The organism is Bacteroidia bacterium (assembly GCA_033391075.1).
In the GTDB taxonomy this organism is placed as follows: Bacteria; Bacteroidota; Bacteroidia; order J057; family J057; genus JAWPMV01.
Window position 1 is genome coordinate 41,524 of record JAWPMV010000004.1, and the last position, 25,563, is coordinate 67,086.

The 25,563-nt window shown below is 42.9% G+C and carries 22 protein-coding genes; 7 read left to right on the forward strand and 15 right to left on the reverse strand.

Going from position 1 to position 25,563, the window contains the following annotated elements; all coding sequences use genetic code 11:
* Positions 1–112 precede the first annotated feature (112 nt).
* Both R8P61_34305 and R8P61_34310 read right to left on the reverse strand, forming a co-directional pair.
* Positions 113–844 (reverse strand): SDR family oxidoreductase, encoded by a 732-nt coding sequence (locus R8P61_34305; protein ID MDW3652199.1) that lies wholly within the window; start codon positions 842–844, stop codon positions 113–115.
* Entirely contained in the window at positions 841–2,148 is a 1,308-nt protein-coding gene (locus R8P61_34310) for an FAD-binding oxidoreductase (protein MDW3652200.1), read from the reverse strand. The genes R8P61_34305 and R8P61_34310 overlap by 4 nt, the downstream gene beginning before the upstream one ends.
* A gap of 171 nt (positions 2,149–2,319) precedes the next feature.
* On the opposite strand from R8P61_34310, the gene R8P61_34315 reads away from it, so the two are divergent.
* Entirely contained in the window at positions 2,320–2,547 is a 228-nt protein-coding gene (locus tag R8P61_34315) for a hypothetical protein (protein MDW3652201.1), read from the forward strand.
* Positions 2,548–2,708: 161 nt separating this feature from the next.
* Here the strand turns inward: R8P61_34315 and R8P61_34320 are convergent, their stop codons facing one another.
* The 6 genes from R8P61_34320 to R8P61_34345 all read right to left on the reverse strand — a co-directional run bounded on the left by R8P61_34320 (position 2,709) and on the right by R8P61_34345 (position 8,956).
* A complete protein-coding gene (locus tag R8P61_34320; GenBank protein MDW3652202.1) occupies positions 2,709–3,284 on the reverse strand; it encodes an LUD domain-containing protein in 576 nt (191 codons plus the stop codon).
* On the reverse strand, positions 3,265–4,635 hold the full coding sequence (locus tag R8P61_34325) for a lactate utilization protein B (GenBank protein MDW3652203.1): 1,371 nt from the start codon (positions 4,633–4,635) through the stop codon (positions 3,265–3,267). The genes R8P61_34320 and R8P61_34325 overlap by 20 nt, the downstream gene beginning before the upstream one ends.
* Positions 4,632–5,372 carry a (Fe-S)-binding protein gene (locus tag R8P61_34330; GenBank protein ID MDW3652204.1) on the reverse strand — a complete coding sequence of 247 codons (741 nt, stop codon included), beginning with the start codon at positions 5,370–5,372 and terminating at the stop codon, positions 4,632–4,634. The genes R8P61_34325 and R8P61_34330 overlap by 4 nt, the downstream gene beginning before the upstream one ends.
* A 62-nt stretch (positions 5,373–5,434) precedes the next feature.
* Complete coding sequence (locus tag R8P61_34335; protein MDW3652205.1) at positions 5,435–6,667, reverse strand: multidrug effflux MFS transporter; 1,233 nt, start codon at positions 6,665–6,667, stop codon at positions 5,435–5,437.
* Between the two features lie 200 nt (positions 6,668–6,867).
* Positions 6,868–7,242 (reverse strand): nuclear transport factor 2 family protein, encoded by a 375-nt coding sequence (locus R8P61_34340; protein MDW3652206.1) that lies wholly within the window; start codon positions 7,240–7,242, stop codon positions 6,868–6,870.
* Positions 7,243–7,285: 43 nt separating this feature from the next.
* Entirely contained in the window at positions 7,286–8,956 is a 1,671-nt protein-coding gene (locus R8P61_34345; GenBank protein ID MDW3652207.1) for a thrombospondin type 3 repeat-containing protein, read from the reverse strand.
* 308 nt (positions 8,957–9,264) lie between these two features.
* Here R8P61_34345 and R8P61_34350 point away from each other — a divergent pair, with 308 nt between their 5' ends.
* The 3 genes from R8P61_34350 (at position 9,265) to R8P61_34360 (ending at position 13,073) form a co-directional block, all read left to right on the forward strand.
* Positions 9,265–9,996, forward strand: a complete 732-nt coding sequence (locus R8P61_34350) for a response regulator (GenBank protein MDW3652208.1) — start codon at positions 9,265–9,267, stop codon at positions 9,994–9,996.
* Positions 9,997–10,005: 9 nt separating this feature from the next.
* Complete coding sequence (locus R8P61_34355) at positions 10,006–11,928, forward strand: histidine kinase dimerization/phosphoacceptor domain -containing protein (GenBank protein ID MDW3652209.1); 1,923 nt, start codon at positions 10,006–10,008, stop codon at positions 11,926–11,928.
* A 161-nt stretch (positions 11,929–12,089) separates the two neighbouring features.
* Positions 12,090–13,073 (forward strand): hypothetical protein, encoded by a 984-nt coding sequence (locus tag R8P61_34360; GenBank protein ID MDW3652210.1) that lies wholly within the window; start codon positions 12,090–12,092, stop codon positions 13,071–13,073.
* A 74-nt stretch (positions 13,074–13,147) separates the two neighbouring features.
* Here the strand turns inward: R8P61_34360 and R8P61_34365 are convergent, their stop codons facing one another.
* From R8P61_34365 to R8P61_34390, 6 genes are all read right to left on the reverse strand, one after another.
* The gene (locus R8P61_34365) at positions 13,148–13,678 is read right to left on the reverse strand and encodes a DinB family protein (GenBank protein ID MDW3652211.1); all 531 of its coding nucleotides are present in this window, start codon (positions 13,676–13,678) and stop codon (positions 13,148–13,150) included.
* A gap of 39 nt (positions 13,679–13,717) precedes the next feature.
* Complete coding sequence (locus R8P61_34370) at positions 13,718–14,878, reverse strand: DUF2652 domain-containing protein (protein ID MDW3652212.1); 1,161 nt, start codon at positions 14,876–14,878, stop codon at positions 13,718–13,720.
* 119 nt (positions 14,879–14,997) lie between these two features.
* A complete protein-coding gene (locus R8P61_34375; GenBank protein MDW3652213.1) occupies positions 14,998–15,729 on the reverse strand; it encodes a response regulator in 732 nt (243 codons plus the stop codon).
* A 6-nt stretch (positions 15,730–15,735) separates the two neighbouring features.
* Positions 15,736–17,640 (reverse strand): histidine kinase dimerization/phosphoacceptor domain -containing protein, encoded by a 1,905-nt coding sequence (locus R8P61_34380; protein MDW3652214.1) that lies wholly within the window; start codon positions 17,638–17,640, stop codon positions 15,736–15,738.
* 178 nt (positions 17,641–17,818) lie between these two features.
* Complete coding sequence (locus R8P61_34385; GenBank protein MDW3652215.1) at positions 17,819–19,741, reverse strand: adenylate/guanylate cyclase domain-containing protein; 1,923 nt, start codon at positions 19,739–19,741, stop codon at positions 17,819–17,821.
* Positions 19,742–19,970: 229 nt separating this feature from the next.
* On the reverse strand, positions 19,971–20,723 hold the full coding sequence (locus R8P61_34390; protein MDW3652216.1) for an antibiotic biosynthesis monooxygenase: 753 nt from the start codon (positions 20,721–20,723) through the stop codon (positions 19,971–19,973).
* A gap of 192 nt (positions 20,724–20,915) precedes the next feature.
* Between R8P61_34390 and R8P61_34395 the strand changes: the two genes are divergently transcribed.
* The 3 genes from R8P61_34395 (at position 20,916) to R8P61_34405 (ending at position 24,051) form a co-directional block, all read left to right on the forward strand.
* Positions 20,916–22,616 carry an AMP-binding protein gene (locus R8P61_34395; GenBank protein MDW3652217.1) on the forward strand — a complete coding sequence of 567 codons (1,701 nt, stop codon included), beginning with the start codon at positions 20,916–20,918 and terminating at the stop codon, positions 22,614–22,616.
* A gap of 454 nt (positions 22,617–23,070) precedes the next feature.
* Positions 23,071–23,631 (forward strand): sigma-70 family RNA polymerase sigma factor, encoded by a 561-nt coding sequence (locus R8P61_34400; protein ID MDW3652218.1) that lies wholly within the window; start codon positions 23,071–23,073, stop codon positions 23,629–23,631.
* A gap of 12 nt (positions 23,632–23,643) precedes the next feature.
* Entirely contained in the window at positions 23,644–24,051 is a 408-nt protein-coding gene (locus R8P61_34405) for a hypothetical protein (protein MDW3652219.1), read from the forward strand.
* Between the two features lie 14 nt (positions 24,052–24,065).
* Here R8P61_34405 and R8P61_34410 read toward each other — a convergent pair whose 3' ends face one another.
* Positions 24,066–25,535 carry a hypothetical protein gene (locus tag R8P61_34410; protein MDW3652220.1) on the reverse strand — a complete coding sequence of 490 codons (1,470 nt, stop codon included), beginning with the start codon at positions 25,533–25,535 and terminating at the stop codon, positions 24,066–24,068.
* Positions 25,536–25,563 lie beyond the last annotated feature (28 nt).

The window sequence follows — 25,563 nt, forward strand, 5'->3', positions numbered from 1 at the left end:
TCTCGGCCTTCATGCAAGAGCCGGGATCTCTTGTCAACCCAATTGATAGCTAGAGGTCCCGGACATCTGATAGATCCAGGGATGACATGTTTTATGAAAAGAATTTAATCTTTTACAACTTCAACTTCTTAAAAATAAACTCCGGCACATTGCGGATGATCAACATGACCCATCGCCAGATGGGGAGGACATAGATCGTATTCTTCTTTTTGGAGGCAGCTTTGACAATGATTTTTGCCGCCTTATCAGGATTAGCCGTAAGTGGAGCAGCTAAAGGAAGGCCTTCCGTCATTTTGGTTCGCATAAAACCCGGTTTCACAGTCATAACATGAACACCTTTGTGAGCCAGCCTGTTTCGCATACCATCCAGATAGGCCGTAAAGGCAGCCTTTGCACTTCCATACATATAATTGCTCATGCGACCCCGTTCTCCGGCAACAGATGAGATGCCAATTATGGAACCTGCTCCTTTTTGGGCGAAAACTTCTGCAATGGGGTTTAGTAAAGAAACAGCCCCTGTATAATTGACCTCGATGATCTGGCGACTTTCCCCGAAATCTTTTTCTGCCTTTTCCTGCTCCCCCAAATACCCAAAGACACAATACACCCTATCCATTTCTGAAATCTCAATTCTGTCCAGCAGCTGGGGATGTTGTTCAAAATCGATCGCATCCAATTCAAAAGTTTGAATTTCTGCTTTATGGCGAATCTCCAGATCACTTTTGATCCGATCCAATTGGACTTCTGTGCGTGCCGTAAGGAAAAGATTGTCTCCCTGTGAAGCATGTATTTGCGCTATTTGATTGCCCAAATCAGAATTTGCGCCGAAGATCAGAATATTCATGTGCTGAGGCGAATTTGTTGGTCGGAACTAAAAATGGAAGGTTTGGGAAATTCTGGATAGGTATGTTCGTACATGGCTTTTGACATAAAGGCATCTTTGGCCAGGTAGAGCCTCCCTTCAAATTTGAGGACGATTTCATCCAGTTTCTTCAATAAGTCTGGAAGTCCTTTTCGAATGGGAAAATCCATCGCCAAGGTATAGCCCTCCTGAGGAAAAGTATGGGGGGCCAGTGGATTGGATTTGCCAAAGAGTTTGAGAACGGTCAGGAAGGAACCCTGTCTACTAATCCGGATTTGGTCCAGGATCTCTTTGAGGCCTTCCCTGCTTTTTTCCTTGGGGAGTACAAATTGATATTGAGTAAAGCCTTTTTTGCCATACATGCGATTCCAGTTGTGGATGAAATCGAGGGGATAGAAAAAAGGTTCATAGGGAACAATGGCTTTGCTGCTTTTGGAGAACTGCTTATGGTAGTAGAGGAAATTGAAGGCTTTTATGCTAAAGGTATTCAAAACAAAGCCTGGCAATTGCATGGGCATATTCAATTGCAGCTTTTTAGGCTGTGTCAGGGGCTTCTCTTTCCATTTTGCGGGTAAATCCTCCTTTTTGGCATGTTCTCCTCTTAAAAGCAGGCTTCGGCCCTGATTCTTGCCTTTTTGGAGGCAATCGATCCAGGCGACTGTATAGGTCCATGATTCGGATTCCTCAAAAAATGCCATGACCTCTTCAAGATTTTTAGCTTTGAGGGATTCCTGGCGAATGAAAGCAGTCTCTACGGGCTTTAGACGAAAACTTGCCCCGAGAATAAATCCCGTATTTCCCATGCCCCCAACTGTCTCCCAAAATAATTCAGAATGCTCCGCTTTACTGCATCGGATCAATTCTCCTGTTTCAACAACTACATCAATAAAAAGGAGGTGTTCGGAGAAACATGCATCGACATGATGATTCTTTCCATGCACATCGGCAGCTATGGCTCCGCCAACAGTGATGAATTTGGTGCCGGGAGTAACGGGCAGAAAGAATCCGGAGGGAACTACAACTTCCAGAATTTCAGAAAGCAAGACTCCTGCTTCGCAATGGAGGATACCTGCTTTTTCATCAAAGGCCAGAAATTTGTCGAGTCTTTTGCTGGAAAGAATGGCTTTTCCCAATGAACTATCGCCATAACTTCTTCCATTTCCCCGGGGAACCAGGCGCTGGGCCGAACTCAGCAATTGCCGCACTTCTTCCGCACTTTCCGGAAAGTGAAGTTCTGCCTTCACTTTCGGATAATTTCCCCAATTGCTCAGTTCCTCTTTTCGCATGCTCGAAATAATTTCATTCCACCCGAATAAGCAATTTTATTTTCCCATTCTTCTTCCTTTCCTATAGCTGTTTAGCAGGATGTAAGCTTTTTGCTAAAAATAATAGATAAATATACTAAAAATGCTTTCATTTTGCTCTTGTATTTAGTATATTTGTATAAATACTTTAGCATGACCCGAAAGACTGGAAATTTGATCGACGAACTCCTGGAATACACGATGGAAGAGATGAAACTTCTCAAGATGATGAGCAAATGTAGAGCAGAAGGAAATCTGGAGGAGCTGATGGTTTGTCTGGAGATTATTGAAACACAATACGCCAAGGCCAAGCCCTATCGCTTTCGGCTGGAAATCTTGAGTAAGATTATGGGGGGACCGAAGGTGTCAATTGAGAATTAGGGAAGTGTTAGGGTGTTTGTGTGCATGTGTGTTAGGGATGAAAAAAATTCCACTAATACCCTGGCACTCTAAAACTCAAATACGCTTACAGCTTTAACGAAATAGCTTTTTTTATAGATTGTCATTTAGCCATGACCCGAAGGTGAGGACCTTCGGGTTTTTTATTGTCGGATAAAAACGGTCAAACTTCTTGCTCCCTGAGCCCCAATAACCAAGGCCTGTTCTATATCAGCTGTTTTGGAAGGGCCTGCTATGAAGACAGAAAAGCCCTGCTGACTCAAGTCAATTTTTTCCAAAGCTTCATGCATATTGCCTACAATCGACTTTGCTTCCAGGACAAAAATCAGATGTTGACAGATGAAAGGGAGGACTCGATGTGGCAATACGCTTTCGTCCAGATAGCATGCCCCATTTTCTGCAACAGCCAATTGAACGGGAAGTATGACGACTTCTATGGGAGGTAGATCTTTAGGGGAAAGGCTCGATACATCAAGCGTAGAGCTGAAGTCTTCCACCCCTGAGTAGATACTTATTCCCTCCCCAAATAGATTCGCCAGCTGAGCTGCATTAATCTTGCCCTTCTGATGAAGAACTTTCCCCCCAACTGCTTCCATGACTTCTGTAAACTTTTCCCGGGGATCAAAATCATAGCCGAACGCAGCATAATCCGGAAGAGGTTTCGGATTCGCTTTATTTTGTTTTATGCGATGCAGGATATCAGCTTTCATTTCCTTCATGTTTATACCAATCCTTAAATGTCTGTCTGGGTACTTGGGGCAATTCTCTTTGTTTTCCCCAAACATTTCGGTTCAGGTAGAGTAGGGGACGGGGGAGAAAACGCATGAGTCTTCGCATCCATTTAGTTGCTCTTCTATATGCCTTGGGACTTGAGAGGACTTTTGCCGCCATGCTCATTTCCCTTGCTTTGGCTTTTGGCAAATGTCCTTCTTCTGCAATGATCTGCCGCCATTTATAGAGTTGTTGGTGAATGTCGATCTTGACCGGACAGACATCGGTACAGGAACCGCAGAGCGTTGAGGCAAAGGGTAAATCTGAATATTTCTTCAGGTCTTTACCGGGTGTGAGGATCGATCCGATAGGGCCGGGAACCGTATAGTCATACGAGTGTCCACCACTGCGTCTGTAAATCGGGCAGGTATTCATGCAGGCTCCACAGCGTATGCATTTGAGAGAATTGCGAAAATCTTCTCTACCAAGTTGTTCACTCCTGCCATTGTCCACGATAACAATGTGCATCTCTCCTCCTGGCTTGGGTTTGAGATGATGGGAGGTATAGATGGTGATGGGCTGACCGGTGGCACTTCTTGCGAGCAATCGGGTGAAAACCCCTAAATCTTTTTGTCGGGGAATAACTTTTTCCAATCCCATGCAATGAATTTGTACAGGAGCCAGGTGAATGCCCATGTCCGCATTCCCTTCATTTGTACAGACTGTGACCCCGCCTGTTTCAGCGACAGCAAAGTTAACACCGCTAAGTGCTGCATCAGCCTGAAGAAAATGACTTCTTAAGTGTTGCCGTGCAGCTTCGGTAAGGTATTGGGGATCGGTAGCTCCTTTTTCCGTCTGGAGTTTTTCGTGGAAAAGTTCGCCTATCTCTTCTTTCTTTAAATGAATGGCCGGCATCACGATATGGCTGGGAGGTTCGTCTTTCAACTGAATGATCCTTTCGCCCAAATCTGTATCAATGATTTCGATGCCCTGTTTTTCCAGAAAGGGATTTAATCCACACTCCTCCGTAAGCATGGATTTACTTTTCACCAGCCTTCGGACTTTTTGTTTTTGGAGAATGTCATGGACGATGTGATTGTGGGTCTCTGCATCTTTCGCCCAATGAACCTGCACCCCATTTGCCAAGGCATTTTTCTCAAATTCTTCTAGGTAGTGGTCCAAATGTGAAAGGGTGTGATCCTTGATCTGTGAGGCCAGTTCTCTGAGTTCTTCCCATTCTGCTATGCCTTTGGCCAGTTTATCCCGCTTCTCCCTGACCACCCACAAAGATTGATCATGCCAATCGGTTCGGGCTTCATTTGCTATAAAATCAGCTGCTTTTTGGGGATGCTTACTCATAGCTGGGTGCCATTTAGGATTTCTACAAAATGCCGAACGGGAATGTTTTCTTTATTTCTGCGCATAATTCCCTCCAAATGCATGAGACAGGACATATCTCCCGCAACGATAACCTCTGCTCCCTTACTTTTATGGTCCTGAATTCGATCTTTGCCCATCTTTACAGAGATGGCTTCCTCATTGACTGCAAAAGTTCCCCCAAAGCCACAACATTCATCCTGCCGATCCAATTCCACAAATTCAATTTCATCTACCAAATTCAAGACATCTCTGATTTTAGAAAAACTGCTTTGAACCCTTTCGCTTCCACTTGCCAGTCTCAGCCCTCTTAGGCCATGACAGGATTGGTGAAGACCTACTTTATGAGGGAAACGGCTTTCTATTTTGTCAAGCTTCATTACATCCACAAGAAACTCTGCCAGATCCAGGCTTCTTTCACGAACATGCATTACTTCCTGGCTTTGAGGAAGCAGGTCGTAGTGTTTGCGGACATGGTAGGTACAGCTTCCGGAGGGAGCGACAATGTAATCGTAAGAGGAAAAAGTCCTGACGAAATGCTCATAAGTCGGAATCGCGTCTTTCTCGAATCCAGCATTGGCCATGGGTTGTCCGCAACAGCTTTGCTGCATAGGGTAGTGGACCTTACAGCCCAAATTCTGCAGGAGTTCCAAACTAGCGATACCTACTTGCGGATAAAACTGATCCACATAGCAGGGAATGAAAAGGCCAATATTCATGGGCAATTCGTTTTGATTGACCTGAATTTAGGGAATTGTCTAAAGATTTAACAAGTGAGAAGCTAAAGCTTTTTTAAGGAGCTACCCTTGAGATCTGGTTCGGGAATAAGACTTGCGATGAGCACACAGGCCAATGAACTTGCCAGCATAACTCCAATTACCGGAATCAGGCTTCCATTGAAGAAGAAGGCAGGTATGGTTCCGAGTATACTACCTGCCCCATATACAAAGAGCAGGTTTATGGAAGTAGCACTTCCAGCCAAATTTTCATAATGACTGATAAAGACTGCAACTCCATTGGGATAACAAAGGCCCATGCTCGCCTGGGTAATGGCGAACAGAATGGCAGCTATCCAGAGTTCCGCATCGAAAAAGAGAAAATAGAGTAGGAGGAATACGATGCTGGTAAATTGAATCCATCCTCCTCTTTTAAACAAATAATGAGGATGTATTACGGTTTGCCTTTGATTTGAGTAAAAAGTCGCACCCATCAGGCCCAGGGAATTTGCAGCGAGGTAAAAGGGAAAAATTTTGGGGCCTATGTCAAAGTATTCCATGTACACAAAAGCTGATTGTGTAACGAAGATCATGACTACTCCGGTTGAGAATCCTATGGAAAGAGAATAAAGGATAGGCCTTAAGTTGCCTACTTTTAGTTTGAAAACCCGGCCGAATTGTTCAAAAATCTCCTGCATATTGAGCTGGGGATTTTCGACCACCTTTGTCTCAGGAATTCGAAAAGTGTGCCATGCCATCACAATTCCTGCAAATACAAAAGTCGCCCAGAAGATGGAGCGCCATCCAAAATCCATGAGGTAGGACCCAATGAAAGGCGAAAGCATGGGAGCGATCAGCATAACGATGAGTACCATGGCATATTTTCGCCCGGCTTCTAAAGGAGGAAACACATCTCTGACGGAGGCCATGCAGATCACAGAAGCCAAGCCACCCCCTAATGCCTGAAAAATGCGTGCAGTCAGAAGGAATTCGATGCTGGGGGTGAAAATGATGGCCAGGGTAGACAGGATAAAAATTGTAAGCCCGACCATAGCAATACGCTTTCTCCCCAATTGATCGGAAATCGGACCTCCAATTAGTTGACCGAAAGCATTGCCCAACATGAAGCTGCTGATGGTTGAATTGAGCACATTGATATCACTATCAAATTCTTCCACCATCCCGGGAATCGCAGGTACGTAGACTTGCATGGCAAAAGGCCCGACAGCTGCCAGCATAGACACAAACAGCAAAAAATTGTCAGGGACCTGAACCCTTTGAGCGGAATTAATCTCCATAGCATTGAAATGGGAGAGCAAAGGTGAGAAAAAATACGGGGAAAATTGATATAAAGGGTTAATAAAAGGAAACCCTTGAGCAATGGATGCTTAAGGGTTCCTTTATGAGGGGATAGCAAGGGAATATATGCTACACAAAAGATGTCTTCCCAATCCAGAAATTATTCAGGCTTGCTATGCTTGCTTTTCCCAGGGAGCCTTTAATTCAAGGGTTCATACAAATCCATGCGTTTCAATTTTCCCTCTTCAAACTGCAGCACATGGGTACTGTAACCTTCTGTCGTTTTGCCCGAAGATTTGATCCGTCTTTTGGTATCGAGTAGAACGAAGACGACATGGTCTTTTTCTGCCAGGGATACAAGCTCAAATCTTTCAAGCTCGATCTTGGGTAAATTGCCAAAGTATTCCTGAACCCCCTGCGGACCTTTATAGATACCTTTCATAGGTGAATCTTCTGAACTGTGGCTATTCCAAATCGTTTGTTCATCCAGTATAGAAAATATGGGTTCCAGATTTCCTTCAGCAAAGCCTTGATAGGCGGCTTGAGTACTTAATAAATTGCTGCTAGCTGTCATGTGCTAAGAATTATAGAATAAATGTTGTCTGTGAAAAAAGGGCTTATCGTCTGACGATAAATGGGCGGCTCAGGACTTCACCATCAATTCGCAATTGATAGAAATACATGCCTTGTGCTAAATACAGTGTATTGACTTTGAGTTCGTGTTTGCCTGCCTGTGCTTCTCCCTCCATCAATTGCTTGATGAAAATTCCTCTTGAGTCCAGAATTTGGATACTTACCTGTGCAGATTCGGCTAGTTCAAAGGAAATAATCGCTCGATCAGAAGCAGGATTGGGGTAGAAGTTCATGGAAGCAGCGGATACTGCTATCCGATTTGCATTTGCGCATAAAGCTCGTCGGGCGGGGCCTTCATATGCGGAGGTGTTTCCTCCTGATCCATTATGTGCTGCCAACCAGGCATCCAGCGCATTTACTGAGATGCATTTCTCTTGCTCCTTGCCTGTACAAGCATCTCCTTTTACGAGGGTAACTGTTACTTTGGCCGCTCCTCTGCCGTTTCCACATTCCTGGCAATCAGGAATCCCGTTTCCATTGTCGTCCGCTTCAAGCGGATCGTTTCCACAAGGATCGCAGGTATCTCCTTTGCCATCGCCATCCGCATCTGCCTGACTGGGGTTGGCAAAAGTCGGACAATTGTCACAAGCATCCCCTACACCGTCTCCGTCTGAATCGGCCTGATCGGCATTTGCAGTTGAAGGGCAATTATCTACATCATCGTTTATTCCATCATTGTCATCGTCCGGATCCACGCAGTCAGGGCTTCCGTCTCCATCATTGTCGGGAGAGCTGCTTGAAGCATCTTTAGGATCGGATCCGCAATTGGCTTCGTCGGCATCACTTTGTCCATCATTATCATCGTCTGTATCGGCATTGTCGCCAATTCCATCTCCATCTGTGTCCCGGCTTTCTGACTGATCAAAAGGGAAGGCATCATCTTCATCTGCCACACCGTCATTGTCATCATCCGGATCACAGGCATCTCCGTAAAAATCCCCATCGAAATTAGCCTGATCTGCATTGGCCAAATCCGGGCAATTGTCCACATCATCAGCAACTCCGTCTCCATCGCTATCTGTGGAGCCTATGGTAAAGGGATCTGAATCTGAAGAATTCAAAAATATAACTGCGCCACCGTTAGTTTCAGCTGAAAGCGTATAGGATCCTGCTGGTTGGTTTAAAACCATTTGGGCAGTAGCTATTCCATTAGGACCTGTTTGGGCAAATTTCTCTTGCGTACCTATAGTAAAACGAATAAAGACGCCAGGGGCTGGACCTCCCGTTACATCATCGATTAAGGTAGCTTGTAGGTTTATCGTTTCATTTTCAGCCGCTGCAAATACCCCATTATTGGTGAGAGTAGTCGGTCTTCCAAGCACCGTAACATTGGCTACGCAGCTGCCTTGATTGCCACTCAAATCTGAAGCATAGACAGTTACATCTGTAGTAGTGGGTCCGGAAAAATTATTAGGGATAACAAAGATAGAACTAGCATTTATGCCACAATTATCCGTGATGGAGCTGCTTACGTCAGTATAGCTAATTAGACGGTTTCCACTAAGCGGAAGCATAAATTCAAGGTCCTGGCAAACAATAACAGGGGGCTCGGTATCATTGCTACAGTCTTGCCCAAAAGAAGGCAGAGCGGTATACATGATAATCAAGCCTATAAAAAATGAGCGAAAGATCGAAGTAGAAAGTGAATGCATCATATTCATTAGGTTTAATTTCCTTCCAAGGAAGTCATTCGCTTGCTTTCATGCTGGAGATTTAAGTGAACAAGAGGTTTTTCTAAGTGAATGCATCTTTCTCTAAGTAAGGATTCCGGAAAAAGGGAAAATTCTGATTTCCGTACTAAGTATTCACTCGTAAGAGGGAGCAGGCTTTTCACTTAATTTTTCGGCACCTCTACTTAATATTTGGCTAAATTGTGCTGAGTGGCTTATTCACTTTGGATATATTTCCATAAATTGAAAGGAGAATTTCTCCTGATTAGCATTCCCATTCGAACATCCATTCTATGGAACAGATAAAGCTTTTGATTGTAGAGGATGAACCCATCATTGCAGCCGATTTGAAACGGGCGATGAAAAAGATGGGCTATGCAGTTATGGAAACGCTTGAATCGGGCGAAGAAGCATTAGAATTTATAAAAGAGACGCCTCCTGATCTGGTCTTGATGGATATACAATTAGAGGGTGATTTGGATGGGATAGATACTGCACACGAAATCAGCAAAATCCATCCTTTACCCATCATTTACCTCACCTCAAATACCGATCCGCGCACCTTTAACCGAGCCAAACTCACCCAACCCTTTGGATTTCTATCCAAACCTTTTCGCCTGACAGATATCAAACACAGCATAGACCTGGCTTTTCAGGATCAGGAAGAAGAGCCGGTAGAAAGTGGGGAAAAGGAAAGTCGCTCCTACCAGATGAATGATCGAATCTTTGTTCGATCAAGAGAGCATTTGGTTAAGATTAAACTAGAAGATATTCTCTATGTAGAAGCAGATAGTTGTTATTGCAACATCTACACGAAGGAAGAAAAGCATGTCATTGTAAGCACGCTCAAGAAATTTGAAGCCTCTGTCATCTTTCCCTCTTTCGTACGGGTCCACAGATCCTACCTGATCAATGTCCAGCATGTGGATAAAATCGGTGATTCCTATGTGATGTTTGGCGAACAAATGGTTCCGGTAAGCAAAAACCATAAAGAAGACTTTCTGGCCATGATTCCTCGCTTTTGAATCTGACACATGCATGAATATTCTGTCTTTCCCATGATCTATCGATATTTCCTCCTCATTTTTTTCAGCATAAGTTGCTCGGCCTTATATGGAGCGGAAGCTGTCTTAGCGGATTTTGAGAGAGTATGGCGAAGTGATTTTCCTTCGAGCAAAAAAGTCCGTTTGATTGATAGCCTGGCTCAGAATGCCTATCCTTTCAACAATCCTTTGCCTTTCGAACAATTGCATAAAGCCTTGGCCCTGGCGAATCAGATAAAAGATGAAGCAGCCATTGCAGACGTACAGCTAACCCTGGGAGCACATTACAGCAACATTGATTTGCAGGATTCTTCAGATATATACTTGCAAGCTGCCCTGGAATCGCAGATCAAATTGGGGAATGAGGCCCAGATAGCCAGGTCTTACAAAGAATTGAGTTGGTTATACCTCTACATCCCGGATTATGACAAAGCCCTGGCCTATGGCTACGAAGCCCTGGACCTTTTTGAAGAGATGGACAATGGATTGGAAGCGGCGATTGTTAAAAGCAGAATAGGGGAGATTTTTGAGACCCTGGGGCGATACGAGGATGCTTACCCTTTACTTCTGGAAGCAGAAGAAGTATTGAAAGAGTCAACAAGCTACAGATCGATGGGCTACAACTACCTCCGACTCGCCCGTTATTACTGGCACAAGAAAGATACCTTACAAACCGAGATTTCCTATTCAGCCTATGTACTTGCTGGAGAAAAAAGAGGGCGGAAATCCTACCTTGGATCAGCCTACCACCGACTTGGAGGCTTTTATCATGATATCGGTGACTATGAAAAGGCTGAGCAAAATTACAACAAAGCCTTAGCGGCAAATAAGGGAAGTGGATACATCCTGATTGACCTCATGGCTAAATTTAAATTGGGGGGACTCTTTGTGGACCAGCGAAGATTTGAGGAAGCGATCTCTGTATTGGAACAAACCATAAGTGAAACTGAAGAGCTGGCAAAAAATGAAGGAGCAGTACTGGCGGTGGATTTTGAGCGAATCTATGACGTAATGGCAAAAGCCTATGAAGGCATGGGGGCATATGAAGAAGCATATGCCTACCAATCCCGGCATAAAGCTGTTTCTGACAGCCTGTTTACCGCAGAAGCCAACCGAACCATCATCGAAATGCAGACCAAATATGAGACGGAGAAGAAGGAAGCAGAATTAGAGCAGAAAGAGCAGCAATTATTTTATCTTCTGGCTTTTTTGGCTGTTTTGTCTTTGATGGGAGTAGCTTTATTGCGAGCCTATGCGGGTAAAAGGAAGCAAAACCAACTCCTGAAGAAAAGAAATGAAGAAAAAGAATTCCTGATCAAAGAGATCCATCATCGCGTAAAGAACAATTTGCAGGTTTTGTCCAGCTTGCTCAGTTTGCAGTCTGATTATATCGCTGATCCCGCCGCATTGGATGCTGTTCTGGAAGGCCGAAATCGCGTCCAGTCTATGGGCCTCATTCACCAGAAATTGTACATGGGCGATGATTTGGCTGCTGTTGAAATGAGGAATTATGTCGAAGAGGTGGCCATGCATCTCCTGGATTCATTTTCCCTGAGGGAAAGGGTTAAGATAAGTTATGATATAGAAGTACCCCCTATGGATGTTGATACCGCCATTCCTCTGGGCCTGATCATCAATGAACTACTCACCAATTCTCTGAAATACGCATTTTCTGACGGAAGAGAAGGGAATATCATGATCCAACTTTCGCTTAATCCTGAAAAGCAATTGGTTCTGGAAGTCGCTGATGATGGGGTAGGGGAGAAAGCCATTCCCCAAAATGGCCAGTCTACTTCATTTGGGACAGACCTCATTAAGATTCTTTCCAAAAAACTTAAAGGGAAAATTACGGTGGCCAATGGCAGGGGCTATAGTACGCGCATTGTCTGCGCCAAATACAAATTACACATATAAGTATTTCTGGTATTCCATTCTCATAAATTTGAATTATTATTTAATATTTCCTACCTTAAAAATATCCTGCCTTATTTAGTTTTTTCTCAAGTCGAAATATATTTCTGATTCCCACATGTCAGAGGCCTATCTATCTATTTTTAATTATTAACTAAAACACAATGAAAACCATCAAACACCTCATTTTCTTATCCCTCGTTTTAATTTTTTTCTCCTGTACGGATGATTCTATATTAGATTCCCCCAATCAGGCACCTGAAATCAATCCTCGATTTCAAAAAACACAGGAAGTAATTATTGACCAAACTTCAAGGATTGCCAAATCGGCTTCAAATGCTGAGCAGTTTATGGCAGATGTAAATAACTCTCTCCAGGCACAAGGCCTGGCATTGCAAATGTCAGCCATTGAATCTTATGGAGCTGATGGTATGGGTACCCAGTTTTTCTTCAACAATACAGGCAATAAGCAATTGACGGCTGATTTCGTCCCCGGAGATGCTCGTAGAGGAGGATTTATTGATATTGCTTTTGCTCGTGATGGAACAGAAGGAGCTACTTCCAGCGGTCTCACACAAGGAGATACTGATGCTGCTATTCTAAGTGCTATGAATACCTGGGATAATATTACCTGCTCCCAGGGCTTGGTGCTGAATAATCTTGGGTCAAGTGGTTTTGATTTGGGATATGTTGAGGCCCTAGTAACTGGAGGAGCTCAGGGAAGTTTTTTCTTCACAGACCTCATGCATTCAGGATTTAATACCACTGTTACAGATGCGGTTTTTGGCCCAGGATCAAGTGTATTAGGAGTAGCTTTTACTTTTGTCTGGATTGATTTAAGTACAGGCCTACCCACAGATATTGATAATAATGGGAAGGATGATGTAGCATTCCGAGATATCTATTACAACGACAGCTTTAGTTGGGCCATAGGAGCCAATATAGATGTAGAGACCGTTGCCCTTCATGAAGCTGGTCATGGATTAAGTCAGGCTCATTTTGGAAAATTACACCAAACCGGAAATGGTAAATTCCATTTCTCTCCTCGCGCAGTTATGAATGCAGGTTATACCGGGGTAAATACAGTAATTACTGCTACAGATAATGCGGGGCATTGCAGCAATTGGGGCAGTTGGCCAAATAACTAAAAGTCTCAGGGAATCAGAAAAAAGAGTCATTCACTCAGTGAATGACTCTTTTTCGTTTTTTAGGGAGCTATCGTTTAGGCAATTTCCATGCGTTTCCCCATAAAAGGCTGAACGCCGGGATCGATAGGATTGCCGCTGCTTCTTCGGAAAGAAACAACTTGCCCAAGGTGGTAAATGATATCCACCAATGGACCATGTATCATATTCCAGATGTCAAATTCCATAGCATTTCCCTGAACGGAACACTTGATTTTTTTGCTTTGAAAATCTTCATCTGAACATTGGCTGAGCAAATTCTTGATTCGGTCCAGTTTGTGAAGTGTTGTCTTTCTGAGTTTTTCGAAACTCAACCCATTTTCTTGTTCTGGGAAGCTGGTAACTTTTCCTTCGAGGGTATTGCAAACAAAAGAGGCCATATAATCCAGATGAGCCAGGGTTTGCAGTAAGTTTCTTCCCTCATTTCCCGGGGAAAATTGCAGATCTTCTTCACTCAGATTTTCGGTAGCCCAATAATACCTGAAGCCAGCTCCATCTATGATTCTTACCAGTGAATTTGTACCATTGAAGGTATTGGGAGCTTGAGTAATTTCTTGAAAATGATGCATTGTATGATTTTTTAGGGTTAAAAATTTAGTCTTGCTGCCTTAGCTTGCTTTGGCATACATAGTTTGAGGGAGTATAATCTGGCTTCTGTGAGACTTACTTTCCTTCACCAATTGTTCACAGTATTCTTTAAAATCATTCCAGACCTTTTCGTTCATTTCGTCGTACATCTTCTTCTTGAAATACCTGAACCTAAGCCTTTGGATAAAATTCATCTTTCCGAAGGTAGAAAGCTGAAAACGGGTGATCCCTTTGCTAATGGCGACCATACTGAAAATATTGTCGTATTGATCTCTGTGGTTGGATTCGACGAAAGTGATCTTGTTTTGATCAAAATTGAACCCATGAGCGATAAAAAATGGATCGGTTTCATTTTGACTTATAATGCATCGATGCGTTGAACCTGTTTGAGCAATTTTGTGATTGAGTTTATCGCTGCCCACCAGATGAAACATAAAATGGTGGCGGAAGTCCATATCTGAGATAACATTAAAGACGGTTTGAATGGGTGCCTGTATCGTAACTTCGGTGTTCAAAAGACTCTCTTTCTTTCCATGAATGCTATAATCTTCTATCCGCGGTTCGGGTATGTGTTCTTCCAGGGCTTCCAGTTCCAGAAAACAGTATTTAGCTTTTCCAAAATCGTATTCACTAGTCCGTTTGTTGATGTCTGACCAGGCGACCTCTTCCAGATTGAGCCAGGTAGAACAGGCCCTTACCAGATTTTCAGAAAATAGGCTGTATTCCTCCGATTCGATTTCGTTTTTGAGTAAGCGATGAGCTATGATTACGTCCTTGCCAAAAAGCTTGGTGCGGTCTTTTACCTGCTTATCTGCTACCTCTCCAAAATGGGCGATAAATTTCAGGCTAAGCTCATTAGCACCGCAGCATGCTCCACAACTGCAAATCCGGTGGGTTTCATATTTTTTGAGGTGGGCATGGAAGTTGACATACATTTTTTGCACCTGAGCCAGGAGTTCGGCTGCGGTGGGTGCTTTGCCACGTCGATAAAAAAGGAGAGCGTCACCTTCTATTTCTGAAAGTGTCAGGCCGATTTCATTGGAGTCAATCAGTACTTCCAGCAATTCTTCGATGATATGCTTGGCGTGCTGAATTTCAGTAGTGCTTACAAATTTTGTAAAACCACTGATATCCGGGATAAAAATGAGGCTTTGATTTAAGTCAAATTGTGTGGCATTCATGAGTCCTTCTGTTATTGATTCTATGGTCTCAAACAACAGAAGTTGTGCTTTATTTTAAAGCGGCATTTTCCCAATAGCAGGTATTCTTTCCGAATAGCAGAAATGTTGACCCAAGCTTGTTAGATTACTTTCACTCTTCTGAGGAATTCATCCCAATAAGAGCGGCTGACTGGAATATATTTTTGATGGATTTGGATATAATTGTCCTGCATTTCGTCTATATGATTGAGATTGACAACATAAGACCGATGGACCCGCATAAGAAAATCTGCAGAGATCTTTTCTTCCAAACTTCTCAAAGGGAGGGATAAAACAAACTCTTTTTCAGGAGTTATAATCCTGCTATAGGCCCTTTCGGCTTCCATATACAAGATATCTGTAAGCTTGATTTTCACCATTTTATTTTTCTCCCGAACAAAGATTCGATCATTTAATACGAATGAATCAATTTCTTTTTCATCATCAGTATTGTTTTTACTTAGCAGCTGTTCGATCAATAAGTCTATGGTTCGGATCAGGGTTCTTTTTTTGAAAGGCTTTTCGATAAAGGCAAAGGGTTGGGTTGCTTTGGCCCGTTCAAAAGAAGCATCATCGGTATTGGCAGTCATATAGACAAGCGGCACATCCATTGTTTTCTGAATTTCCTGCACTGTTTCGATACCGTCCAGTTTCCCTTTCAAATGAATGTCCATGAGAATAATGTCAGGCTTTTCTGTTTTTAGAAAGTTTAAAGCGGCTTCCCCTTCCATCATGATTCCCATGACCGTGCAGCCTATGTCTTCGAGATAGTGTGATACATCTCTTGCTACCAGCATTTCGTCTTCAACGATAAGGATTTTTACTTTATTCATAAAAGATTAAGCGGCTTGTAATGAGTAGGGAAATCGAATTTCTGTATGATAGCCTCCAACATCTTTCACTGTTAGATTTCCTTTCAGTTGTTCGGTTAACATGGATACCAATTCACTTCCGAAACCTCCTTCCCGATCCGGGGAGGCTTTGGTACTTTTTCCAGCTCCATTGTCTCTGATATCCAGTACCATGTTTTCATCTTCTTTGCGTAAACTTATGTTGATTTTTGCTTCGGAAGTCCCATCAAAAGCATATTTCAGCGAATTGGTGAGCAGTTCGTTTGCAATCAATCCCAAAGGAATCGCATAATCTACATCCAATTCGATATTATTCATGTCGAGTTCAACCGCTATGTCTTCATCATAATCGACATAAGCATCCAGCAAACTATCGGTCAGGGTTTCGAAATAGGTTTTCATCTCTATAGCTGCCAGATTATTACCCCTGTATAGTTTCTGATGAATGAGGGACATAGACCTGACCCTACTTTGGCTATCCAGGATGGCATGCTTTACGGTATCGTCCTGAATGCTTCTGGATTGCAAACTCAATAAGCTGGATATTACCTGTAGATTGTTTTTGACGCGATGATGGACTTCTTTTAGTAAAAGCTCTTTCTGCGAATTGCTTTCTCCCAATTCACTATTCAGATCCTTTAGCTGTAGGGTGATCTGTTGGTTTTTGCGATAGTTATAGAAGAGACCAAACAAAAGCATGGCGAACAAGGCAGCCAGTCCAAAAGCAAGCAGGCGAATCTGTTTCTCCTGCGCCAGCTGCTGATCCTTCTGGGCAATGGCTTCGTCTTTTTTCCCCGTCTCGTATTTGATCATCATTTCGGATTCGAGATTTTTGATTCTACCCATATACATAGAATCCTTCTTATTACGGGCCTTTTCGGTATAAATAAGGGCCTTTTCATATTGTCCCAGATTCCGGTAACATTCGGAAAGGTAGCCATAGGGAATCCAGAGTTTGGGAAAATTGTATTCTTCGTATAAACCGATGGATGCTTCCAGATAAGGCAAAGCTTTGGCATATTCACCTTTTAAGGTCAGGATATTCCCGATGTCCAGTTTCCAACTTTCTGCATCTTCTTCTCCGAATCCTTCGAGTACTTCCTCATACGCCTGCACATAATGCTCCAGTGCATTGTCCAGATCCTTCGCATCCCGGTAGGCATCCCCCAGAAATCCATAAGCTCGTGCAATGATTCCCACCTCTTTCATGTCCTGTTCCTTATAAATTCGGATGCACTCATTGCCGGCCTCTATGGCTGCATCGTATTCTTCCAGTTTGGTATAAATCCCGATCAGGTCCATCAAATTGACCGTAATCTCATAGTAGTCCTCAGATCCCCTGAACATTTTCCTTGCCAACTCTCCATAACGCTTTGCCTCCGGATAATTTTCTGTTACATCATAAATGGTAGCGATGCTGGAATAAACACTGGCAATCCCCATTTCATCCCCTAAAGCTTCATAAATGTCCAGGGCCTGAAAGAGGTAAACGCGGGAGGTGTCAAACTGATTTTCGTTTAGAAAGACATTTGACAGAGCCAACAAAGAAGCTGCTTCCTGTTTCTTATCATTCAATTCCCGGTAAATTGCCAGGGCCTTGAATTCATGTTCCATGATAGAATCCCGTAAATACGCATTATAGTATTCATGCCAACTGGAAATGAGGCCATGAGCTTTGGCGATGGTAGCTTTGTCCGATAGCTGATAGGATTGCTGAAGAATCTGATGAGCCTCCTGAAAACTTTGCTCCTGAAGGGAATCGTTGTTGAGGATTTCATCCAATTGATCCAGGCGTGCATTCAATTCCTGAATGACTTGCTGATTTGACTGAGGGTACCCTATTGTAAAAAGTAAAGAGATCAATAATCCCCCTGAGATGAAGGCGTTTTTCATTTCAAGATGCTAGTGGTCAAAAAAAAGAGATTGATCCTTATTGAAAGGTAGCTCAATAAATGCTGAAAAGCAATCTGTTACGATTAATTAAAATAGATCAGAAGTGTTTCGAAGCTTTTTTGCCTAGGGGAATGTAACAAGGATGCGGTACAATTTATCCTTTCGTTTTTCTGAGCATTTAGTAGGGAATCTGTTTTGTGATTTTCTGGATTTCTGGCTGGTCCCGATATTGCTTCCACATAGGATCACAGCGGATGATGAGTAAAGCCGGGTCTCGTTCTTCATAAGCTCGGCAGAGTATTTCAAGGGCAGATTTTTGTTCTCCTATTGCCAGATGCATTAGCGCTTGAAATCCAGGGCTTATCCAGATGGTTTTCTCTTCTTTTGCTATATGTTCCAAAAGGTTTCGACACAATTCTTCATTCCCCTTTTGTGCTGCATAAAGGAAGCGTCCGGAAGAATAAATGCTGATGTGTTTAGGGAAGCCTTGTATCTTTTCGAATATCTCACCTGCCTTTGAGACATTTTCGGAAGCAAAGTAGGCATTCGCCAATAATTCCTTCGCAGCCATACTTTCGGGATACTTTTGTACGAGGGATCGGGAAATGTCAATTGCTTTGTCATATTGACATGCTCTGTAGTAGATATCCGCCAGGCTGTAATGATTATTGAAGCTTAAAGGTTCCATGCTAAATGATCGCTCTGCATTTGCGATCGCTGCATGCTCTTCCATAAGCATGCTATGGAAATAGGCTTTCACCCGATACGTATCAGCAAAATTGGGCTGGAGTAGAAGCGCTTCCTCATATTGTTGGCGTGCTTTTTCAAATTTGTAATGAAAGTAAAAATCTACCAGGCCCTGCATGGTATGCGCCTCGGCTATGGAACTATCTATCTGCAAGGCTTTTTGTGCTGCATGCTCGACCTGAGGAAATCCTGCTAAAGGCGAATGGTTTGTAAAGGTAACTTTATAGAAATGTGCATAGGCAAGACTGGAATATGCCGCTGCAAATTCCGGATCTATCTCTATTGCGTTGGAAAAGCAGTTAAGCGCAAGATCTATGTTGATGCGTTTATCTAAATAACTTCTGCCTTCCAGGTAGAGTTGATAGGCTTCTACATTGTGGGTTTTGGTAGAGGTAAAGTTCTTGGCTTTTTCATTGCCGAGCAGACTCAATTTCATTTTATGAACGACTTCTTTGGCTATTTCTTCCTGAACAGAAAAAATATCTTCCAATTCCCGATCAAAACGTTCGGTCCAGATTTGAAATCCGTCCTGCGCATTTACCAATTGAACCCTGATCCGCACTTTGTTTCCCATTTTCTGCACACTTCCTTCCAAAATGTTTTCCACTTGCAACTCATCCCCGATTTCTTTTGAGGAACGTTGACTGTTTTTGAAAGAGAAGGAGGATTTTCGTCCGGCTACTTTCAAATTGTCTAGCTGAGAAAGCCCATAGATGATTTCCTCAGAAATTCCATCACTGAAATACTCCTGCTCCGGATCAGAACTTCTGTTTTCAAATGCAAGAACCGCAATGGATTTTTCCTGGCTTTGTGTCTTGAATTTCCCCTGAATCTCGTTCTTTCGAGGAATGGGGAATCCATCTTTTGCAATGGCAAAAACCTCAATGGGGTGCCCGACATTTTTAAATTCAAAATGCCCCAGAGAAGTAAGAGGAACATCCTGTTGGTTTTTTAGTTCGCTCTGGACCTTTTCAGACAATAATACAGCCCCGGGAATGCTCATGGACTCAATACGTGCAGCTATATTCACACTATTCCCAAAAATATTTCCGCCCTCTTTCAATATATCTCCCTGATGAAGCCCAATACGGACAGGAGCTTTGGGAGGTGTTTTTAAGGATTTTTGCAAAGCAATGCTACAGTGTAAGGCAATGACTACACTATTGAAAATAATAAGGCAGCCGTCTCCGTAAAATTGAATGATCTGCCCATTAAATTGAGGTACGATGCTTTCGATATCTTCTCGGAAGTGATTCAGAACCCGCAAGGCTTGCTGTTCATTTTCCTGCATCAGCGCTGTATATCCGGCTATATCAGCAAATAAAATGGCAGCGAGTTGGCGTTTGGAATTCATGTCATTCAATAGAATTAGAGGGGGAATTTGGTGAAAATATTGCTGGATGAAAAAAAAGGAGGCAATTGTACGAATCGCCTCCTGAAATTAAGGTTAAGGATCAACCTTTATATATAAATTTTTATCCAGAAGGATTTGAGACTTTTCCTTGCTCTGAAATCCTTTTTGCTTGAGTCAGATATTCCAGATCAGTCTAATAATATTGACTAAATCAATTTCTACTAGAGGGCTATACGGCAGCTTTTGAGTATCTGCTAAAGCCACCGACTCGCTCAAAAATTTCCGAATTCCATTGACCAGCTAATTGCTTTAGGGACTCACTTGCTGAGCCTGCTGCGGAAATCATTTCAAAATTTTCAATCAAAGTTTGAAATTCTGTTCCAAATTGAGGAGTGAATATATCTAACCATGATCTGAGGGATTCCTCACTGGCAAATTCATTAATTAGAAGTCTTTGCTGATCACTTATTATATAGCTTTGAGCAAATAGATAACCCGGATGGAGGCTCGATACGGCCCGTACTTTTGAAATAAAGCTGTCGAAAGCTTCTGCGTCCTTTGCGGTCACAATTTCGATCGTCTGTATATTATTTGAAGTGCGTTCCTCTGTCAGGCGATTAAAGCCTCCTGGGACTTCTTTTAGGGCTCTTGCATCAATCCCATATGCTTTGAGGCCTTCAAGGGTATTTTTACTAGGCTCCGCAAGAAAAGCGAAATCAAGTATAGCTTCTTGCATGGGCATCATATGAAGTTTTAATTCATCCAATGCAGGATTGGAAAGGTGAAAATCAATATCTGTGTTTTGAGCATATGATTCCAGCCAAAGGATTTCGCCTTTTTCCTGATTTGCAAAAGCCTCATACTGTAAGCAATTTCCTTCTGTGGCTTTAACAATTTGAATCATTTCTGCAGCTGAACTTGAAAACTCCGCCAGCTTTCCTTCCCTGATTTTTATTTTTAAAAAAGCTCTGAATATGTCCATAATTCTATTGAATAAATATGATGTGATTATTTCGCAGTACTTCATCAATAAAATCAGGGAATAAGAAATAAGGTAGAAGCGTTTTCCGAATGAAGAAAAACCTTTCCGAACGCAAGCTTTACTTTCCCAAGGAAATTCTTGCCCCTTCCACAAATAGCTCCTAACTTAAATGCAAACGGATCATTTAAGACTATGAAGAAACTCAGCTACGCTTGCGGAACCAGTGAGAAGCCCCTACTCGGAATCACCATCGGTGATATGTTTGACCAAACAGCCGCCAAATATCCCAACAATGAAGCCTTGATTGTCAGGCACCAAAATATTCGATATACCTACGCTCAGATGAAAGAGAAGGTAGATGAATGTGCACGTGCGCTTTTGGCCTTAGGGATCAAAAAAGGAGATAGGGTAGGAGTTTGGGCTCCCAATCGTGTTGAATGGACCCTTACTCAATTTGCTACTTCCAAAATCGGGGCGATTCAGGTTAATATAAATCCCAGCTATCGCTTGCATGAACTGGAGTATGCCCTTAATCAATCAGGCTGCACCGCTATCGTAGCTGCTGATCAGTTCAAAACTTCTTTGTACACTGAAATGCTCTATGAATTGGCCCCGGAATTGCGAAGCTGCAAGCCAGGTAAATTAGAGGCTAAACGTGTACCGGATTTAAAGACCGTAATTAGTCTGAGGACTGAACCTACAGAGGGGATGTACACCTGGGCCGAACTCCTGAGCCATGCAGACCAGGTTTCACAAGCAGAAGTCGAAGCTATTCAGGCGACGCTTACTTTCGACGAAGCCATCAACATCCAGTACACAAGCGGTACGACTGGCTATCCCAAAGGAGCTACTTTGAGCCATCACAATATCCTCAATAACGGATATATCGTCTGTGATATCATGAAGTTTACCGATCAGGATCGCCTGATTATTCCCATACCCCTGTATCATTGTTTTGGAATGGTCATGGGAAATCTGGGCTGTGTAGCTTTTGGTGCAACGATGATCTATCCCAGTGAAGGCTTCGAACCAGAAGAAGTACTCAAAGCGGTTGAGGAAGAAAAGGCGACGGCCCTGTATGGAGTCCCGACTATGTTTATCGCTGAGCTGGAGCACCCCAATTTTGATCAATACGATTATTCGAGTCTGAGAACGGGAATCATGGCAGGTTCCCCCTGCCCGGTAGAGGTGATGAAAAAAGTCAATAGCCTGATGAATATGTCTGAGGTGGAAATTGCCTATGGGATGACCGAGACAAGTCCTGTGAGTACGCAAACCCTGCATAATGATCCTATAGAGAAACGGGTAAGTACGGTAGGACGCGTGGTTCCTCATACGGAGGTGAAAATTGTTGATCCGGAAACAGGTGCAGTAGTTCCAGTAGGCGAAAGCGGGGAACTTTGTACCCGGGGCTATTGTGTGATGCTGGGATACTGGAATGATGAAGAAAGAACCCGAAGCGCTATCGACTCGGCTCGTTGGATGCATACAGGCGATCTGGCAACCATGGACGAAGAAGGTTATTTCAATATTGTGGGAAGGATCAAGGATATGGTGATCAGAGGGGGCGAAAATGTCTATCCAAGAGAAATTGAAGAATTTTTATACAGCCATCCTAAAATCAGTGATGTACAGGTCATCGGAGTTCCCGACAAAAAATATGGAGAGGAAATTATGGCCTGGGTCAAATTGAAAGAAGGAGAGAACATGGATCCAGAGGAGATCAAAGCATATTGTAAAGGAGAAATCGCCCATTTCAAAATTCCCCGCTACGTCAAGTTTACCGATGATTTCCCTATGACGGTTACGGGTAAGATTCGCAAAGTTGAAATGCGTGAGGTCAGTATTAAAGAGCTTGGTCTTGAGGCTGCTGATTCTGTTGAGACTGCATAATTTTCTGGATTTATTGTTTAATGGCTTTTTTCCACCTTTTTAGAAAAGGTGGAGCCAAAATCGCAGAGCCCAAAGCCAGCCGCACTTGCCGCCCCGTCTCCCGATGGGCTCTGCAGGGCCAGCGCAGGGGGGAAAGGTATTTGGGTATTTGTGTGTTGGGGTGTTAGCGGTAGTTATTATAGGAATTCACCTACCCCCGTCCCTACCCACTACCCAAGCGCGATGGGCCAGGCTGCTGAATCTGGGTGCGGGGGCTGGACTGCGTGATGGCTTTGCAGCAGCTTGATTTTTGCTTCTATTCATCTAAGGAAAAGAAGAAAGAGAAATTAACCACCTTTCAATTTCTCTCAAAAAATAGCCAGGAAAGGGAAAAAATAAGCCTTCTAAAAAATAATTTTAAATTTTTTTCAAAAGCTTTAGCACATTCACACTTCTCGCCCGTCTTTACTAATAGATGGAAGAATCGGCAAAGCATTCGAGGAAGGGTTTAGAGGATCTCATAGCCCATGAGAGTAAGCGCCTATTGGCCTTTATCAGGCAAGGAGTGGCTGAAGAGGATGCGGAAGACCTTCTACAGGATGTACTGTATCAACTTACGTCAACCGGAACAGATAGTATCGAACATCTGAGTGCCTGGTTATATACAGTAGCCAGAAACCGAATTACAGATTTGTATCGGAAACGCAAGCCCCTTTCTTTTTCCCAAATAGAAAAGGAACGACAGGATGAATCTGATGTGCTGTATCTGGCGGATATTCTGCCGGATATAAAGAGCGGTCCTGAAGAAGAATTGTTGAGGAAAACCATCATGGAGACCCTGGAAGAGTCTATCGAAGACTTACCCACTGATCAAAGACAAGTTTTTATCCTTCACGAATTTGAAGGCAAAAGTTTTAAAGAAATCTCAGAAGATACAGGAGTTGAGGTACCCACTTTGCTTTCGCGCAAGCGCTATGCGGTACAGAAACTTCGAATCCGCTTGAGAAATTTATACATGGAATTGATTACAAATTAATTGATAAGAAATATGTGTTTTAGCAAGAGACATCACGGAAAGAATTTTGAGGGCCATAGATATAGGAGAAAGGGACCGGGAAGCATCATTGGCTTCATCGTGAGAGCATTTATCCTGAAATTTCTCTGGAATATGTTGATTCCGAGTTTATTCGGAGGACCGGTTATCGGGTTTTTCCATGCCCTGGGATTGTTGTTGCTCGGGAAAGTGATTACCGGAGGTCCTGGATTCCGTGGACGCGGACCCAGAGGAAAAAGTCGCGAGTGGAAGCGGAAGATGAAAGAGAAAATGGAAAATATGACTCCTGAGGAAAGACGCGAATTTAAGGATAAGATGCTGGGTTGGGAGGTGAATGTGATTGAAGTGGAAGACGAGGATACGGAAGATGAGGACTCGGATAAAGGAAAAAAGAAGAAGTAAGCCCAAGACCTGGTTTAGAACCAGGCGTGACTTAGCGTAATGTACAGTTGATGCCCGAGATTGCTTCTCGTAAAGAGCGCATCTAAAAAGCCTGGACTTCCGTCAAAAGGACTCCTTTCCGCAAAAGAATATAGCTGACTTCTGTACGTAATCCTTAAACGAGTTTGGGGCGAAATGTAGTAATAAGCATTTAGCCCTAAATTTGTTTCCAGGGAACTAAAATCTTCAAAGGGACTAGGTTGAGTATTGAAGCTTCTTATAAATCTGCTCTGGTAAAATTCAGAGCCGAATCTCCCCTCGAAATAGGTCCGTGTGTTGGGGTAGAAGCTGAGCGTATAGTAAGCCGATGCCTTAATAAAAGGTTTATCATCCCAGGCGCTGATATTTTCTGTGATTTCCAAGCCATTTTGTAGATTCAAATAATCTGAAGATTCCCTGCCTATTCCAATCTCTGTTTTAATTTGAAATACTTCCTGCCAGGATTCTGATAAAGGTTTTTCATGGAAAAAATCCATATATAATGCAGGTTGAAAGCTGTAGTTTTCTCGTATTTCTTCGGTTTGCGAGCTATCTGTGCCCGGACTGATAGAAATGTTTGTATTCTGATTTTTATTAAGGCGATATCGTATGTGTGGATTTACGCCCAGGCTGAATCTGCTTCCTGCTCTTCTCCGAGGCTGATTTCCAAAACTCCAGATATCCTGGACAATAGTAAAGTAACCTATGCTTTCCTCTTCAATAATCCCCCTTTCAGTCAAAAAGGCATGTATTTGCTCCAGTTCCCAAATTTTCTGCAAACGAAAGTCAAAATAACGTCTGTTTTTCAATTCTGATATATGTGCAGCAAATGCAAGGATATCTTCTTCGCTTAATTCTCTGGCGAGGTATTGATTTTTCTCCAAAGCCTGAAGAATAAATAAGCCATGGCGCGCATCATCCACCCACTCAATTCTGCCTTTTCCAATCACCAGCGGCATGTTTATAGAAAGCCGGTTGTCAGCTCTACGATTGTCTAAGGTTCTAAGTTCATTCATCCGGAAATCCCGCACGAACTGATTTTGAGAGTTATTTACGTATTGCAAATTCAGGCGATAGCCGATAAAGGTCTGCTTGTCTGAATACTTTAGATGACTGGAACTAAAACCCAGGTTCCCATTAAATTCGTTTCTTTTTGATTCACCGATATCAGAGGCCGCTAAATACCGGTAAGGCCTCATTCCCAAATAAATGTTATGATATTTCTGAGCAGCAGCTGAATTATGAAAGGACTGATAAGCAAGATTAAAGTCTCCCCCGAAAGAGGAACCATTATTTGGACTGCTAAAGGTGGTATATTGGGTCCCTCCTAAATGGAAACTTAGGTCGAGGCTCTGACGGTTCAAAGTAGGACGAGCATATTTTGAAAGGTCAAAAATGGGAATCTGTGCTGACAGATCAGCAAGGCATATTAAGGAAATGACCAGAATTAGAGTGGTAGTTTTCATGGGATTGTAGTTTTCTATATATAAAAAT